This is a genomic window from Enterobacter sp. 03-F-07-AD-ECC, from assembly GCF_047530935.1.
Lineage (GTDB): Bacteria > Pseudomonadota > Gammaproteobacteria > Enterobacterales > Enterobacteriaceae > Enterobacter > Enterobacter cloacae.
This window is the reverse complement of sequence record NZ_JBLKBZ010000012.1, coordinates 106,035-120,655: the sequence shown is the minus strand read 5'-3', so window position 1 is coordinate 120,655 and position 14,621 is coordinate 106,035. Positions and strand designations below refer to the sequence as shown.

The 14,621-nt window shown below is 57.0% G+C and carries 14 protein-coding genes; 8 read left to right on the top strand and 6 right to left on the bottom strand.

Annotation, left to right across the window (positions count from 1 at the left end):
• Nucleotides 1–144: 144 nt before the first annotated feature.
• The 3 genes from ACMWKA_RS17605 to ybbA all read right to left on the bottom strand — a co-directional run bounded on the left by ACMWKA_RS17605 (nucleotide 145) and on the right by ybbA (nucleotide 4,570).
• Nucleotides 145–1,290 (bottom strand): porin, encoded by a 1,146-nt coding sequence (locus ACMWKA_RS17605; protein WP_013095916.1) that lies wholly within the window; start codon nucleotides 1,288–1,290, stop codon nucleotides 145–147.
• Between the two features lie 182 nt (nucleotides 1,291–1,472).
• Nucleotides 1,473–3,887: a putative ABC transporter permease subunit YbbP gene (gene ybbP, locus ACMWKA_RS17600; protein ID WP_414760462.1), complete on the bottom strand. Its 2,415-nt coding sequence runs from the start codon at nucleotides 3,885–3,887 to the stop codon at nucleotides 1,473–1,475.
• On the bottom strand, nucleotides 3,884–4,570 hold the full coding sequence (ybbA, locus tag ACMWKA_RS17595; RefSeq protein WP_013095914.1) for a putative ABC transporter ATP-binding protein YbbA: 687 nt from the start codon (nucleotides 4,568–4,570) through the stop codon (nucleotides 3,884–3,886). Before ybbA ends, ybbP begins: the two co-directional genes overlap by 4 nt.
• On the opposite strand from ybbA, the gene tesA reads away from it, so the two are divergent.
• The 3 genes from tesA to ACMWKA_RS17580 are packed head-to-tail and all read left to right on the top strand — an operon-like array spanning nucleotide 4,541 to nucleotide 6,876.
• Entirely contained in the window at nucleotides 4,541–5,164 is a 624-nt protein-coding gene (gene tesA / locus ACMWKA_RS17590) for a multifunctional acyl-CoA thioesterase I/protease I/lysophospholipase L1 (RefSeq protein ID WP_013095913.1), read from the top strand. The two genes, ybbA and tesA, sit on opposite strands and share 30 nt — an antisense overlap.
• 28 nt (nucleotides 5,165–5,192) lie before the next feature.
• Entirely contained in the window at nucleotides 5,193–5,963 is a 771-nt protein-coding gene (locus ACMWKA_RS17585; RefSeq protein ID WP_414760461.1) for an SDR family oxidoreductase, read from the top strand.
• A gap of 58 nt (nucleotides 5,964–6,021) precedes the next feature.
• Nucleotides 6,022–6,876 carry a co-chaperone YbbN gene (locus tag ACMWKA_RS17580; protein WP_013095911.1) on the top strand — a complete coding sequence of 285 codons (855 nt, stop codon included), beginning with the start codon at nucleotides 6,022–6,024 and terminating at the stop codon, nucleotides 6,874–6,876.
• 48 nt (nucleotides 6,877–6,924) lie between these two features.
• On the opposite strand, the gene fetB is transcribed toward ACMWKA_RS17580, so the two are convergent.
• Together fetB and fetA are read right to left on the bottom strand one after the other, a co-directional pair.
• Nucleotides 6,925–7,707, bottom strand: coding sequence for an iron efflux ABC transporter permease subunit FetB (fetB, locus tag ACMWKA_RS17575; RefSeq protein ID WP_020685020.1), 783 nt, complete (start codon nucleotides 7,705–7,707; stop codon nucleotides 6,925–6,927).
• Complete coding sequence (gene fetA / locus ACMWKA_RS17570; RefSeq protein ID WP_095454687.1) at nucleotides 7,700–8,371, bottom strand: iron efflux ABC transporter ATP-binding subunit FetA; 672 nt, start codon at nucleotides 8,369–8,371, stop codon at nucleotides 7,700–7,702. Before fetA ends, fetB begins: the two co-directional genes overlap by 8 nt.
• A gap of 162 nt (nucleotides 8,372–8,533) precedes the next feature.
• Between fetA and ACMWKA_RS17565 the strand changes: the two genes are divergently transcribed.
• Both ACMWKA_RS17565 and ACMWKA_RS17560 read left to right on the top strand, forming a co-directional pair.
• Complete coding sequence (locus ACMWKA_RS17565) at nucleotides 8,534–9,448, top strand: SPFH domain-containing protein (protein ID WP_008499312.1); 915 nt, start codon at nucleotides 8,534–8,536, stop codon at nucleotides 9,446–9,448.
• Complete coding sequence (locus ACMWKA_RS17560) at nucleotides 9,445–9,897, top strand: NfeD family protein (protein WP_020685017.1); 453 nt, start codon at nucleotides 9,445–9,447, stop codon at nucleotides 9,895–9,897. Before ACMWKA_RS17565 ends, ACMWKA_RS17560 begins: the two co-directional genes overlap by 4 nt.
• Here the strand turns inward: ACMWKA_RS17560 and cueR are convergent.
• Complete coding sequence (gene cueR, locus ACMWKA_RS17555; protein ID WP_023620088.1) at nucleotides 9,894–10,304, bottom strand: Cu(I)-responsive transcriptional regulator; 411 nt, start codon at nucleotides 10,302–10,304, stop codon at nucleotides 9,894–9,896. The two genes, ACMWKA_RS17560 and cueR, sit on opposite strands and share 4 nt — an antisense overlap.
• A 108-nt stretch (nucleotides 10,305–10,412) precedes the next feature.
• On the opposite strand from cueR, the gene copA reads away from it, so the two are divergent.
• From copA to ybaK, 3 genes are all read left to right on the top strand, one after another.
• A complete protein-coding gene (gene copA / locus ACMWKA_RS17550) occupies nucleotides 10,413–12,911 on the top strand; it encodes a copper-exporting P-type ATPase CopA (RefSeq protein ID WP_040021500.1) in 2,499 nt (832 codons plus the stop codon).
• A gap of 148 nt (nucleotides 12,912–13,059) precedes the next feature.
• Nucleotides 13,060–13,854, top strand: a complete 795-nt coding sequence (locus ACMWKA_RS17545; protein WP_013095905.1) for a TraB/GumN family protein — start codon at nucleotides 13,060–13,062, stop codon at nucleotides 13,852–13,854.
• A 199-nt stretch (nucleotides 13,855–14,053) separates the two neighbouring features.
• Nucleotides 14,054–14,533 (top strand): Cys-tRNA(Pro)/Cys-tRNA(Cys) deacylase YbaK, encoded by a 480-nt coding sequence (ybaK, locus tag ACMWKA_RS17540; RefSeq protein WP_010428207.1) that lies wholly within the window; start codon nucleotides 14,054–14,056, stop codon nucleotides 14,531–14,533.
• The last annotated feature ends 88 nt before the right edge of the window (nucleotides 14,534–14,621 follow it).

The following is a 14,621-nucleotide window of genomic DNA, read 5'->3' as shown; positions in this document are numbered from 1 at the left end:
CTGTCTGTAAGGGCACGATGAGGTCTCTTCTGATTTGTTAGCGCAACCAGTAGATCACACTTCATCGTGCTTTTCATTTTTCTGGGGAACCCTCAGCCCTGTGGGAGAGGGTGAGGGCATCAGACCGCACCCTGTGCTTCGACCTTAGAAGTCGTAACGCAGACGCACCAGGTTCATATCGCCCAGGTTGTCGGTGCTGGAGGTGAACACGTGTTCGTAATCCACACGGAAACCGTAGTCCAGCTGGAAGCTGATACCCACACCGTTGTCGATGCGCTGGTAGTTACGGCCGTTCACGTACTCGATACGGTCACCCATGAAGTATGGCTGGATGGATTTAACCGCATACTGATTGATTGGGAATTTGTACCCTGCGAAGTATTCGATACCCCATGCGTCACCGGCAAAGTAGTCGTTAACAGACACTTTTTTGGTGGTCAGGAAGTTCTGGTACCAGCCGCCGCCAGCAGAGAAGGTCCAGTTATCCGGTGTCCAGCTGAGCGCGGTACCGAGGATGTTCTGGTCATAGGTTTTGCTGTCGCCGTTGTCCGGGTTACGCATATCCGCACGGGTGTAGTTCCATGCCGCGCCCCAGGTCAGATCGGTGGTCAGGTGGTAATCGATACCCAGGGAACCGCCGCCTTTACGCTTGTAGCGCAGACCGTTGCCCGGCAGGTATTCGCTGTCTTCAAACAGGTAAGAGGCGTAGATATCAGCATCACCAACGGTTTTCTTATATTTCAGCATATTGCGTGAACGATAAGAGCCATCGTAGTCGCCGTTGATACCGTTACCTGGTGCCTGACCGATCATGTCGTAGTCCCAGATATCGGTTTTCACGCCCACCACATCATAGTACACGCTGTTCTGTTGACCGAAGGTCAGCGTACCCCAGGTGTCGCTCTTCAGGCCGGTGTAGAGCATACGGCGCGTGGTGTCGTGAGCACCTTCAGCATAATGATGATCCCAGTTGAACTGGGCAGGGATATTCACACCCAGTTCGTAGTAGCTGATCCAGCTGATGTCGTCGAACAGATAGTAATCTGCCGCAAAACGGAAACGGGTGCCGCCGTCGAAGCCGTTACGTTTGTAGCTGTTTTTACCGTCGTCGCCCGTCATGTTCTGGAACTGAGGACGAATACTGCCGCCAACGGTAAAGTTCAGACGGCTCAGCGGGTTACCCGCCTGAGGATCTTGCTTAAGAACCGTGATTTCCGCCTGAGATGCGAAGGAGGTTAATGCCACTGCTGCGCCAATAGCTGTCGCCAGCGCGGTTGTTTTTATAGTCATTATTTTTCCTTAATAGACACGCTGCTAAATATTTAGCGTGTGAATATTAACTGGAAATAATCGGGCTGTGTGGGCGGTTTTTTAATGTTTTGTGCTACTAAATGAGTGGGTATTATCGATTTGTGCTGTTAACGGGCTGCGCACCAGCATTTAAACCGGTACGCAACCATCACATCTGTGAACTAACTGACAAACTGGCGGAACAATGCCTTGCCTTTTAACAGCCGCGTTCCAAGCCAGCCGCCGCAAAGTGAAAGCAAAAGCGCACCGCACACCGGCAACGTCAGCCACAGGCGCCAGTCTGGCTCCCACGGGAAGTCGAAGACTTTCGACTGCAGCACTGCCAGCGCCGCCTCTGCGCCAATGGCGGCCACCAGGCCTGCCACCAGCCCCAGCAGGGCGAACTCGCTCCACAGCGTAGCCCTCAGCAGGCGCTTGCCGGCTCCCAGCGTACGGTAGACCACCAGCTCCTGATGACGCTGACGCATGCCAACCTGCACCTGTGCCAGCAGCAACAGCACGCCGCAAATCGTCACCAGTACCACCATCACCTCCAGCGCGCGGCTGACCTGCTCCAGCACCTGACCGACCTGTTTCAGTATCGCGCCAATATCCAGCAGGCTGACCGTCGGGAATTCCCGGTTAAGCTGCGTCAACATGCCGTTGCCGTTTTCCCAGCGGAAGCTGGTGAGCCAGCTCTGCGGCTGTCCATCCAGTGCCCCGACAGGGAAGATAAAGAAGAAGTTTGGCCGCAGGCTTTCCCAGTCCACTTTGCGCAGGCTGGTCACTCTGGCGCTGAAATCCTGCGTGTCGCCGGTAAAGGTCACGCTATCTCCCAGCGTCACATTCAGACGCTTTGCCAGCCCCTCTTCCATCGACACTTCCCCGGCCTTTGGCGGCCAGCTTCCGGCGGTGATCGGGTTGTGATCCGGGCGCTTCTCCTGCCAGGTCAGGTTTAGCTCACGGTTGAGCGACTCATCTTTATTTCCCTCCGTCGACTGACCGTTGATCTGCGTCAGGCGCGCACGCACGATCGGATAGAACGACTCGGGAATAATGTGATGCTCAGAGAGAAAACCCTTCAGTGGCGTCACCTGTTCTGGAGCAATATTGATCAGAAAATAGTTCGGGCTTTCCGGCGGTAGCTGCTGTTGCCAGCGATCCAGCAGATCGCCGCGCAGCACCAGCAAAAGCGCCAGCAGCATAAACGAGAGCGAAAACGCCGAAAGCTGGCTCAGCGTTGACCACGGCTGATGCAGCAGACGGTTCACCGCCAGCCGCACGGGAAGGGATTTAATCGTCATCCTTTTCAGAACAGTGAGCAACATCCAGCCCAGCACGCCACACAGCAGCGCCAGAACCACCGCCCCAACCAACACGGCCCACAGCAGGGTACTCCCGCCCATCAGCCAGGCAAGGAGCCCGATCACCACGGCTATCATCACCGGCAGGTAGTATTTAAACGGCCAGACGCTGGCCACCACATCGCGGCGCAGCACGCGCAGCGGCTGGGTGGCGAGCAGGAGCCGGTACGGGCGCAACCCCACCAGCAATGAAATCACGGTCATCGCGCCAATCGCCCACAGCCACGGCCAGAGGCTTGCTGGCGGCAGCGCGGCAGGCAGTACCGGTTTCAGGAGCATCATCAGCAGCTTTTCAAACAGCAGACCTGTCGCCCCACCGGTGACGGCCGACAGCGCCAGCACCATCAGCCACTGGCCAACAATCAGCCTCCGCAATTGCGCCCTGCCCGCGCCAAGAGTTTTGAGGATCGCCACCAGATCGTAACGGCTGCGGCAGTAGTGTCCCATCGCCACGGCTACCGCCGCGACGGCCAGCAGCAGGGTTAACAGCGCCGAGAGCAGCAGAAACTGCTGAGAGCGTTCAAGAGACTTGCCGAGCGCGCCCTCATCCTGCTCAAGCCCGTACCAGCGGTGCTCCGGTTTTAACTGCGGCAGAAGCCATTTGTCATACGCCTCCAGCTGCGCAGGCGTGCCGCCAAACTTATAGCGCCAGGTGACGCGGCTCCCCGGCTGGACGGCGTTGGTTTTCGCCACGTCTGCGGTGTTCATCAGCAAGCGTGGGGCGAGCTGGAACGGGTTGAAGCCGGAATCGGGTTCCTGAACCACCTCCCCGGCAATGGTCAGCGTCGCGTCCCCCACGTCAATGCTGTCACCTGTTTTCAGGTTCAGCAGCGCCATCAGTCGCGGCGCCAGCAGCACCGTACCGGGTTTCGGCTTGACGCCTGGCGGGCTGGTCTGCAGTTCACCGTACATCGGGTAGATATTATCCACGGCTTTGACGCTGGCCAGCTGCGGCGTGTCACCGGCGAAGGTCATGGTCTGGAAGCTTATCTGCTCCCCGACCTTGAGCCCCCGCTTGCGCGCTTCGTCGATCCAGCCCGGCGGGACGGCGCGCGAGCTTTGCAGCGCCCTGTCGCCCGCCATAAATTCGCGGCTTTGCTGGCTAAGCCCCTTCTCCATGCGATCGCTGACGCTGCCCAGCGCCAGCACGCAGGCCACCGCCAGGCTTAACGCCAGCCAGACGATCAGCAGCGAAGGCGAGCGCCACTCGCGCCAGAACCAGCGGGCAATCATGCTTCCTCCTGCAATTCACCGTTGACCAGCCGCAGGCGGCGATCGCAGCGGGCGGCCAACTGCGGATCGTGCGTGACCAGAATCAGCGTGGTGCCATGTTCCCGGTTGAGCGAGAACAGCAGATCGGCAATCTTATCGCCGGTTTTACGGTCCAGGTTCCCGGTGGGTTCATCGGCAAACAGCACCTCCGGGCGACCATTAAATGCGCGGGCCAGCGCCACGCGTTGCTGCTCTCCACCGGAAAGCTGCGCCGGAAGATGGTCAAGGCGTTTCCCCAGCCCCAGCTGTTCCAGCAATGCCTTCGCATGATCGCGGCTTTCACGGCTGCTTTCTCCGCGCAGCAGCGCGGGCAACTCAACATTTTCCAGCGCGTTCAGGGTGGGGATCAGCATGAAGGACTGAAACACAAAACCGATGTGACGGGCACGTAGCGCGGCACGCGCCTCTTCATCAAGCTGATGCAGCGGCTGTCCGACCAGATTAACCTCGCCGCTGCTGCCGTCGTCCAGTCCGGCCAGAATAGCCAGCAGCGTGGACTTACCGGAACCGGATTCGCCAATCAGCGCAATGGTTTCGGCAGGTTTGACAACGAGTTCAACTCCGGTGAGGATGGAAAGCTCGTGTTCCCCCTGACCGACGGACTTCTTAAGACGATGAACTTCAACAATGTTTTCCGCTGGCATTTGCCCTTCCTGTTTTTGATTCTGATGACTTTCCGCGCGGCGGCAGCGGACACGTTACTGGTTCTCGGCGACAGCCTCAGCGCAGGCTATCGTATGGCGGCCAGTGCGGCCTGGCCGGCTCTGCTCAACGAAAAATGGCAGAGCAAAACGTCTGTTATCAACGCCAGCATCAGCGGTGATACCTCGCAGCAGGGCTTGTCGCGTCTGCCGGCTTTGCTTAAACAGCATCAACCGCGATGGGTACTGGTGGAGCTGGGCGGTAACGACGGATTGCGTGGCTTCCAGCCTCAGCAAACAGAACAAACCCTGCGCACCATCCTGAAGGACATTAAAGCGGCGAACGCCCAGCCGCTGCTGATGCAAATTCGCCTGCCCGCCAACTACGGTCGTCGGTATAATGAAGCCTTTAGCGCGATCTACCCTAAGCTTGCCAACGAGTTTGATATTCCGCTGCTGCCATTTTTCATGGAAGAGGTCTATCTCAAACCCAACTGGATGCAGGATGACGGGATCCACCCCAATCGCGATGCACAGCCGTTTATTGCCGACTGGATGGCAACGCGGCTGGCTCCTTTAGTTAACCATGACTCCTGATTAAGCGGAGATCCTGACAGGTAAAGTTATGCAAAAATCGGTCTTAATTACAGGATGTTCCAGCGGAATTGGTCTTGAAAGCGCGCTCGAATTAAAGCGTCAGGGATTTCAGGTGCTGGCGGCCTGCCGTAAACCTGACGATGTGGAACGCCTCAACGGGATGGGGTTCACCAGCGTGTTGCTGGATCTGGACTCTCCGGAAAGCGTTGAACGCGCCGCCGATGAGGTGATCGCCCTTACCGGCAACCGTCTGTACGGTCTGTTCAATAATGCCGGTTACGGTCTCTATGGCCCGCTGAATACGATCTCCCGCGAACAGCTTGAACAACAGTTTTCCAGCAACTTTTTCGGTGTGCATCAGCTCACCATGCGCCTGCTTCCGGCGATGCTGCCTCACGGAGAAGGGCGTATCGTGATGACCTCCTCGGTGATGGGGCTGATTTCTACCCCCGGCCGCGGCGCGTATGCTGCCAGCAAATATGCGCTGGAAGCATGGTCGGACGCCCTGCGCATGGAGTTGCGTCACAGCGGGATTAAGGTGAGCCTGATTGAACCCGGCCCCATCCGCACCCGTTTTACGGATAACGTCAACCAGACGCAGGCGGACAAACCGGTCGAAAACCCCGGCATCGCCGCACGTTTTACTCTTGGGCCGGACGCGGTTGTCGCGAAAGTGCGCCATGCTTTTGAGAGCGATAACCCAAAAATGCGCTATCCGGTAACGCTGGTCACCCATGCCGTAGGCTGGTTAAAACGTCTGCTGCCGGGCCGGATGATGGACAAAATTTTACACGGTTGAGTTGAAGCGACGACGCTCACCCCCATGTAAATAACAAACCGATAAAAGAGAATGCCGCATGTCCGTACAGAATATCGTCAATATTACTGAAGCAAACCTGCAACAGGTCCTCGAACAGTCGATGGTTAAACCGGTACTGTTCTACTTCTGGTCAGAACGCAGCCAACACTGTCTGCAGCTGACGCCGGTCCTCGAAAGCCTTGCCGCGCAATACAATGGCCAGTTCATTCTCGCCAAACTGGACTGTGATGCAGAACCCATGGTGGCCTCTCAGTTTGGCCTGCGCGCCATCCCCACGGTCTATCTTTTCCAGAATGGACAGCCTGTTGATGGCTTCCAGGGACCGCAGCCTGAAGAGGCGATCCGCGCCCTGCTGGATAAAGTGCTGCCGCGTGAGGAGGAGCTAAAAGCGCAGGAAGCCATGGCGCTGATGCAGGAAGGTAAATACGACGAAGCCCTGCCGCTGTTGAAAGACGCCTGGCAGCTCTCTAAGCAGAACAGCCAGATTGGCCTGCTGCTGGCTGAAACGCAGATTGCCCTGCACCGCTCAGAAGATGCTGAAGCCGTGCTAAAAACGATCCCGTTGCAGGATCAGGACACCCGCTATCAGGGACTGGTGGCGCAAATTGATCTGCTGAAACAGGCGGCGGATACCCCGGAAATCCAACAACTCCAGCAGCAGGTTGCCGATAACCCGGCCGACGCAGCGCTGGCAAGCCAGCTGGCACTCCAGCTGCATCAGGTGGGTCGAAACGAAGAGGCACTGGAACTGCTGTTCAGCCACCTGCAAAACGATCTGGCGGCCGCAGACGGTCAGGCGCGGAAAATGTTCCAGGAGATCCTGGCCGCGCTGGGTACCGGCGATGCGCTGGCCTCGAAGTACCGTCGTCAGCTGTACGCGCTGCTCTACTAAAAAAAATGCCCGGTGGCGCTCACGCTTACCGGGCCTACACAAACAGGCTTAATCCGCTTTTTTTAGCTGTGTGACCACCAGCTGGTGGCGCGCGTTGTAGAACTTCCTATACGTCAGATAACAGGCAATGATGGTCGACAGGCTCGCCGTGGAGAGCAGCATAAAGGTCACCATGATCTGATATTTGATCGCTTTCACCGGATCAATGCCGGCGAAGATCAGCCCTGACATCATCCCCGGCAGACTCACCAGTCCGACCGTTTTCGCCGAATCCACTGTGGGGATCAGCGACGCGCGGATACTCTCACGAATCAGCCGCGCCGACGCCACTTTTGGCGTTGCCCCCAGGCTTAACTTCTCCTGCAGCTTCTGTTGCTCACTGCTGAAGCGCTGGCCAAGGTTGTTGTAGCACAGCCCTACCGCCACCATGGCGTTCCCGGCGATCATCCCGGAGATGGGGATCACCTGCATCGGCGTAAACTCAATAGAGCCAGATAGCACCAGCACCGCCAGCGTCAGTGCGGTCCCGGTCGTAATGGCAATAAATGACGAGACAAACGCCTTATCGATATATTTGCTGCGCTTCTGCGCATTCCACGCTGCGTTGAAGCAGATAAACAGCACCATCAGCAGCGTCAGCACCGCGTGGTTGACGTTAAAGATGTACTTCAGCACATAGCCAACGATGATGAGCTGAATCACCGCGCGGCAGATGCTCCAGAGAATATCTTTCTCCAGCCCCAGCTTTTCCCGGTAGCTCACTAAAATCGCCACCAGTACCAGCACCATCGAAAACGCCAGCGATGCGTTGGTGATGTTATGCTCACCCATGGTTTGCCTCCTGCCATTTCCCACCCTGCGGCTGCAGCGTGATGACATCATCCGCATGGGCAATTTCATTTGCGTCGTGCGTCACCCACAGCACGGCAATATTTTGTTCACTGACGTAGCGATGGATGATGTCGTTCACGTTGCGCTTGTTGGCCTCATCCAGCGCGCTGGTGATCTCGTCCAGCAGCAGCACCTTCGGTAAAAACTGCAGGTTACGAATCAGCGAAACGCGCTGCTTTTCGCCCCCGGAGAGCTCATTAATGGATTTGGTCAATGTCTCCTGCGCCAGGCCAAAGCGGGCCAGGTCAGCGATAAATTTATTCGGCTCCGGCGTTTGCTGGCGAATCTGCCACGGAAAGATCAGGTTGTCATAGACCGTTTCGCCGAACAGTGAAGGGGTCTGTACACAATAAGAGACCTGCTGGCGATAGCGTTCCGGGGAGAGGGTCGCAATATCGTGGCCCTCAAACAGAACGGTTCCCTCCGTAGGACTTAGCAGTGAAGCCACAATTTTCAGCAACGTGCTTTTGCCGCAGCCTGACGGCCCGGTGATTAATTTAAACTCGCCCGGTGAAAGGCAAAATTCGACGTGCTGAAGGATCGTATTCCCCCCAACACGAAACCCGACATCCCTGAGATGTAATATGTTTTTTTGATCGTTCATTCCGCTTCCGTTAACCGATTCTGGTAAAAATCGTCTGTAGCATAATCCTTTGTCCATTCCCAGCCTATTTTCAGAGGCGAATTTCAGCCCGATAGCCGATATACTGATGAACAATAAACATGCATTTTTACTCATCAACAGCATGCAAAACAGGAGGTTTTTATGCTTATCGTTGTTCCTGTCCTTATATTCGTTGCGCTGGTTATTGTGGGCGCCGGGGTCAAAATTGTTCCGCAGGGATATCAGTGGACCGTTGAACGCTTCGGCCGCTACACTAATACACTCCAGCCAGGTTTGAGCCTGATTGTTCCCTTCATGGACAGAATTGGTCGCAAGATCAACATGATGGAACAAGTGTTGGATATCCCCTCGCAGGAAGTTATTTCGAAGGATAACGCCAACGTCACCATCGATGCCGTCTGTTTTATTCAGGTAATTGATGCGCCCAAAGCCGCCTATGAGGTGAGCAACCTGGAGCTGGCGATTGTTAATCTGACAATGACCAACATCCGTACGGTACTCGGCTCTATGGAGCTGGACGAAATGCTCTCTCAGCGTGACAGCATCAACACCCGTCTGCTGCACATTGTTGATGAAGCGACAAACCCGTGGGGCATTAAAGTCACCCGCATTGAAATCCGGGACGTTCGCCCACCTGCGGAGCTTATCGCTTCGATGAACGCCCAGATGAAGGCAGAACGAACCAAGCGCGCCTATATTCTGGAAGCCGAAGGGGTGCGTCAGGCGGAGATCCTGAAAGCAGAAGGGGAAAAACAGTCGCAAATTCTGAAAGCGGAAGGGGATCGCCAGTCTGCCTTCTTGCAGGCAGAGGCGCGTGAACGTTCTGCCGAAGCGGAAGCCCGCGCAACCCAGATGGTATCCGAGGCCATTGCCGCCGGTGACATCCAGGCCGTGAACTACTTTGTCGCGCAAAAATATACCGATGCGCTGAAAGAGATCGGCTCGGCAAATAATAGCAAAGTGGTGATGATGCCGCTGGATGCCAGCAGCCTGATGGGCTCCATTGCCGGGATTGCTGAACTTATCAAAGACAGCGGAAACGAGCGCAAAAAATGATTGAGCTGATCGTCGCACATCCTCATGCTTTCTGGCTAAGCCTGGGTGGCTTACTGCTGGCCGCAGAGATGCTTGGTGGCAACGGTTATCTGCTCTGGAGCGGTGTGGCCGCGGTGATTACCGGGCTGCTGGTCTGGCTGCTCCCCCTGGACTGGGCGTGGCAGGGCGCGCTGTTTGCCGTGCTGACGCTGGTGGCCGCCTGGCTGTGGTGGCGCTGGCTGAACCGTCAGGTTAACGAGCAAAAACCGCTGGATACCCATCTCAATCAGCGTGGACAGCAGATCGTCGGCCAGCGCTTTACGCTTGAGACCGCGCTGGTGAACGGCCGCGGACATATGCGCGTGGGCGATAGCTCCTGGCCGGTGGTGGCCGACGATGACCTCAGCGCCGGGACGCGGGTTGAGGTCATCGCGGTGGAAGGGATTACGCTTCGGGTGAAAGCCTGCTAAGCCTGCGCCTTACGATGACAGCAGCCGGCAAGATTATCGATAATCGGGCAGTCGGCGCTGTCATCTCCCGGACAGGATTCCGCCAGCGCCAGCAGCTGCTTGCGCATCGTTTCCAGTTCCGTAATGTGCCGTTCAATCTCCGCCACTTTTTCCAGCGTCCGTTTTTTTACATCTGCGCTGTGGCGTTTTGGATCGTTGAACAGATTCACCAGCTCACCGCACTCTTCAAGGTTAAAACCCACCTGACGCGCCTGACGCAGTAAGGTCAGCTCGTCCAGATGCAGTTGCGTGTAGCTACGGTAGCCGTTTTCGCTGCGCAGCGGCGGCGTCACCAGCCCCTTCTCTTCATAAAAGCGGATTGCTTTGCTGGTCAATCCGGTTTTTTTCGCAACATCGCTGATATTCACATTTCCCCCTTGACCTTCCCCTTGATGGAAGGTTTAACCTTCATAACAGTTAGCGAAAAGCGTTACTCCGGTCAACAACTGACCAGTTCATTATACGGGAGTTTTGTTATGTCTCACACAATTGACCTGACACTGGACGGCCTCTCCTGCGGCCACTGTGTCAAACGCGTAAAAGAAAGTCTGGAACAGCGTCCTGATGTCGAAAGCGCTGACGTCACTATCGATCACGCCGCCGTCACCGGCAGCGCCAGTGCGCAAGCGCTGATTGATACCATCAAACAGGCAGGTTATGGGGCGGAGCTGAGCCACCCAAAGGCTAAACCGCTGGCAGAGTCATCATCCCCGTCGGAAGCACTGACAGCGGCCACTCCTGAGCTTCCGGCAGCTGATGATATCGATGACAGCCAACAGCTGCTGATCAACGGCATGAGCTGCGCCAGCTGCGTCTCCCGGGTGCAAAATGCCTTGCAGGCGGTACCCGGAGTCGCGCAGGCACGGGTCAATCTTGCGGAGCGTACTGCGCTGGTCATGGGCAGTGCCTCCGCCGCAGAATTAGTGCAGGCCGTTGAAAAAGCGGGCTATGGCGCAGAGGCCATCGAAGATGATGCCAAACGCCGCGAACGCCAGCAGGAAACGGCCATCGCCACCATGAAACGCTTCCGCTGGCAGGCCATTGTTGCGCTGCTGGTCGGGATCCCGGTGATGGTGTGGGGCATGATCGGTGACAACATGATGGTCACCGACGATAACCGCACGCTGTGGCTGGTCATTGGTATTATTACGCTTGGTGTAATGGTATTTGCAGGCGGTCATTTCTACTCCAGCGCCTGGAAGAGCCTGAAAAACCGCACCGCAACCATGGATACGCTGGTGGCCCTCGGCACGGGTGCGGCATGGCTCTACTCCATGAGCGTGAACGTCTGGCCACAGTGGTTCCCGATGGAAGCCCGCCATCTCTATTATGAAGCGAGCGCGATGATCATCGGCCTGATTAACCTGGGCCATATGCTGGAAGCGCGTGCCCGTCAGCGCTCCTCAAAGGCGCTGGAGCGGCTGCTGGATTTAACCCCCCCGACCGCCCGCGTGGTCACTGACGACGGAGAAAAAAGCGTTCCGCTGGCCGAGGTTCAGCCCGGTATGACGCTGCGTCTGACCACCGGTGACCGTGTTCCCGTGGACGGAGACATCACGCAGGGTGAAGCCTGGTTTGACGAAGCGATGCTCACCGGGGAACCCATTCCGCAGCAGAAATCACAGGGTGATGGCGTGCATGCCGGTACGGTGGTGCAGGACGGCAGCGTGCTGTTCACCGCCAGTGCGGTGGGAAGCCACACCACGCTGTCCCGTATTATCCGCATGGTGCGCCAGGCACAGAGCAGTAAGCCTGAAATAGGTCAGCTGGCCGATAAAATCTCCGCCATTTTTGTGCCGGTAGTAGTGGGCATCGCGCTGCTGAGCGCGGCTATCTGGTATTTCTTCGGCCCGGCGCCGCAAATTGTCTATACCCTGGTGATCGCCACCACGGTACTGATTATCGCCTGTCCTTGCGCGCTCGGCCTTGCGACGCCGATGTCGATTATCTCCGGTGTGGGTCGCGCCGCCGAGTTTGGCGTGCTGGTGCGTGATGCCGACGCCCTGCAACGCGCCAGCACTCTCGACACGCTGGTCTTTGATAAAACCGGTACCCTGACCGAAGGTAAACCGCAGGTTGTATCCGTGCATACCTCAGGCTTCGCGGAGGCTGACGCGCTGCGTCTCGCCGCGGCCCTGGAACAAGGCTCCAGCCACCCGCTGGCGCGAGCCATCATTGAGAAAGCCGGTGAGGCCAGCCTGCCGCAGGTGAACAACTTCCGCACCCTGCGCGGATTAGGCGTCAGCGGTGAGGCCGAAGGGCACACACTGCTGCTGGGTAACCAGGCCCTGATGAATGAAAACGGCATAGCAACTTCAGCGCTGGAAAGTGAACTGAATGCCCAGGCATCACAGGGCGCAACCCCTGTCCTGCTTGCGGTGGACGGTCATATTGCGGCCCTGCTGGCCGTGCGCGATCCGTTACGTCAGGACAGTGTGGATGCCTTACAACGACTGCACCGCGCGGGCTACCGCCTGGTGATGTTAACCGGGGATAACCCAACCACGGCCAACGCCATCGCCAGAGAGGCGGGGATCGATGAAGTCATTGCCGGTGTCCTGCCGGACGGCAAAGCCGACGCCATTAAAACGCTGCAACAACAGGGGCGCCAGGTCGCGATGGTTGGCGACGGTATTAACGATGCGCCGGCGCTGGCACAGGCAGAGGTGGGGATTGCCATGGGAAGCGGGAGCGACGTTGCCATTGAGACGGCAGCTATCACACTGATGCGACACAGCCTGATGGGTGTTGCCGATGCGCTGGCGATTTCGAAAGCCACGTTGCGCAACATGAAGCAGAACCTGCTGGGTGCGTTTATCTATAACTCGCTCGGTATCCCGATTGCTGCCGGCATTCTGTGGCCCCTGACCGGTACGCTGCTTAACCCGGTGGTCGCAGGTGCAGCGATGGCGCTCTCCTCCATTACCGTGGTGAGTAACGCCAACCGTCTGCTGCGCTTTAAACCGAAAGCGTAATACATTGTAGGCCGGGGAAGCGCAGCGCCACCCGGCTTTTTTGCCTGATGGCGCTGCGCTTATCAGGCTTACGAAATGTGCCGACGTTCACCTGTTGCGCCGCCCTTCCCCACGCGTTAGCATGAACCTTTCCGTTTATGGAGCGCGTATGAGTCTGTTTCGCCGTATAAAAACATCGTTTCGCGCCCTCTTCCCCCGCCGTTATACCTGGCCCGGAATGGATATTTCGCTCCCCGGCGGTCAGCATCTGCACCTGGTGGGCAGCATACATATGGGCACGCAGGATATGTCCCCGCTGCCCTCTGGTCTGTTATCCCTCCTGAAGCAGGCCGATGCGCTGGTGGTTGAGGCGGATATTTCAGGCCACGAGTCTCCCTTTGCCGGGCTGGAGAGCGATCTCACTCTGGCCGACCGTCTGGACGAGGCTCAGCTCGCCGAACTGACGCGCGTGGCGGATGAAACCGGCGTTTCGCTCTCGATGCTGGACACCCTGCCGCTCTGGCAGATTGCCATGATATTACAGGCGACGCAGGCGCAGCGTCTGGGTCTGCGCGGTGATTACGGTATTGATTACCAGCTGCTGAATGCGGCCCGGGCACGCCGTCTGCCGATCATTGAGCTGGAAGGTACCGATAGCCAGATTGCCCTCCTTCGCCAGTTGCCTGATGACGGTCTCATTCTTCTTGATGATACGCTGACGCACTGGCATACCAACGCCCGTCTGCTGCAAACCATGATTGGCTGGTGGCTGGATGCCCCGCCTGCTGAGGGGAAATTAACGCTGCCGTCGACGTTCAGTGAATCGCTGTATGATGTGCTGATGAACGCACGCAATGCGGCATGGCGGCAGACGCTGCATGCGTTACCTGCGGGGCATTACGTGGTTGCGGTGGGGGCATTACATTTGTACGGAGAAGGGAATTTGCCGTCGCTGCTGAAATAAAAAAATGGCCAATATTTCTATTGGCCCGTCAAAGAGGAATTTCATCGTTTTTATTATGCCGAAGGAGACCTTCGGTTGAGCCGATTGTCGCTCAAAGTGACCATCACTGCCAATACTATTGCGCAAGATGGTGCTATTTTTTAGACAAACGTCAGGCGTATGCTGTCAGCATGAATTGTCTGTCGTAAGAAGGATAGCTATGACTCCCGCCGTTAAATTACTCGAAAAAAACAAAATTTCTTTCCGGATCCACACTTACGATCACGATCCGAACGAAACCAATTTTGGTGATGAAGTGGTGCGCAAACTGGGGCTGAACGCCGACCAGGTCTATAAAACGCTGCTGGTGGCCGTGAATGGCGATATGAAGCATCTCGCTGTCGCGGTCACGCCCGTGGCTGGGCAACTGGATCTGAAGAAAGTGGCCAAAGCGCTGGGAGCGAAAAAGGTAGATATGGCAGACCCAATGGTTGCGCAACGCACCACGGGTTATCTGGTGGGCGGGATCAGCCCGCTCGGGCAGAAAAAACGCCTGCCAACGCTGATTGACGCCCCTTCGCAGGAATTTGAAACCATCTATATTTCCGGCGGCAAGCGCGGGCTGGATATCGAACTGGCCGCAGGCGATCTGGCCAAAATGCTGGATGCGAAGTTTGCGGATATTGCGCGCAGGGATTAAAAGAAAAAGCCGGGTGGCGGCTGCGAGGTAAAAGCAAAACGGTAACAGACGTTACCGTTTTTTGTGTTCGCGCCCTCTCCCGATGGGA

Bases quoted from the DNA above. Each gene is read 5' to 3' on its own strand.
- ACMWKA_RS17560 (WP_020685017.1), top strand. From the start codon at position 9,445: ATGATTGAGCTGATCGTCGCACATCCTCATGCTTTCTGGCTAAGCCTG.
- copA (WP_040021500.1), top strand. From the start codon at position 10,413: ATGTCTCACACAATTGACCTGACACTGGACGGCCTCTCCTGCGGCCAC.
- ybbA (WP_013095914.1), bottom strand. From the start codon at position 4,570: ATGCCAGCGGAAAACATTGTTGAAGTTCATCGTCTTAAGAAGTCCGTC.
- ACMWKA_RS17585 (WP_414760461.1), top strand. From the start codon at position 5,193: ATGCAAAAATCGGTCTTAATTACAGGATGTTCCAGCGGAATTGGTCTT.
- tesA (WP_013095913.1), top strand. From the start codon at position 4,541: ATGAACTTCAACAATGTTTTCCGCTGGCATTTGCCCTTCCTGTTTTTG.
- ACMWKA_RS17580 (WP_013095911.1), top strand. From the start codon at position 6,022: ATGTCCGTACAGAATATCGTCAATATTACTGAAGCAAACCTGCAACAG.
- fetA (WP_095454687.1), bottom strand. From the start codon at position 8,371: ATGAACGATCAAAAAAACATATTACATCTCAGGGATGTCGGGTTTCGT.
- ybbP (WP_414760462.1), bottom strand. From the start codon at position 3,887: ATGATTGCCCGCTGGTTCTGGCGCGAGTGGCGCTCGCCTTCGCTGCTG.
- ACMWKA_RS17545 (WP_013095905.1), top strand. From the start codon at position 13,060: ATGAGTCTGTTTCGCCGTATAAAAACATCGTTTCGCGCCCTCTTCCCC.
- fetB (WP_020685020.1), bottom strand. From the start codon at position 7,707: ATGGGTGAGCATAACATCACCAACGCATCGCTGGCGTTTTCGATGGTG.
- ACMWKA_RS17565 (WP_008499312.1), top strand. From the start codon at position 8,534: ATGCTTATCGTTGTTCCTGTCCTTATATTCGTTGCGCTGGTTATTGTG.
- ACMWKA_RS17605 (WP_013095916.1), bottom strand. From the start codon at position 1,290: ATGACTATAAAAACAACCGCGCTGGCGACAGCTATTGGCGCAGCAGTG.
- ybaK (WP_010428207.1), top strand. From the start codon at position 14,054: ATGACTCCCGCCGTTAAATTACTCGAAAAAAACAAAATTTCTTTCCGG.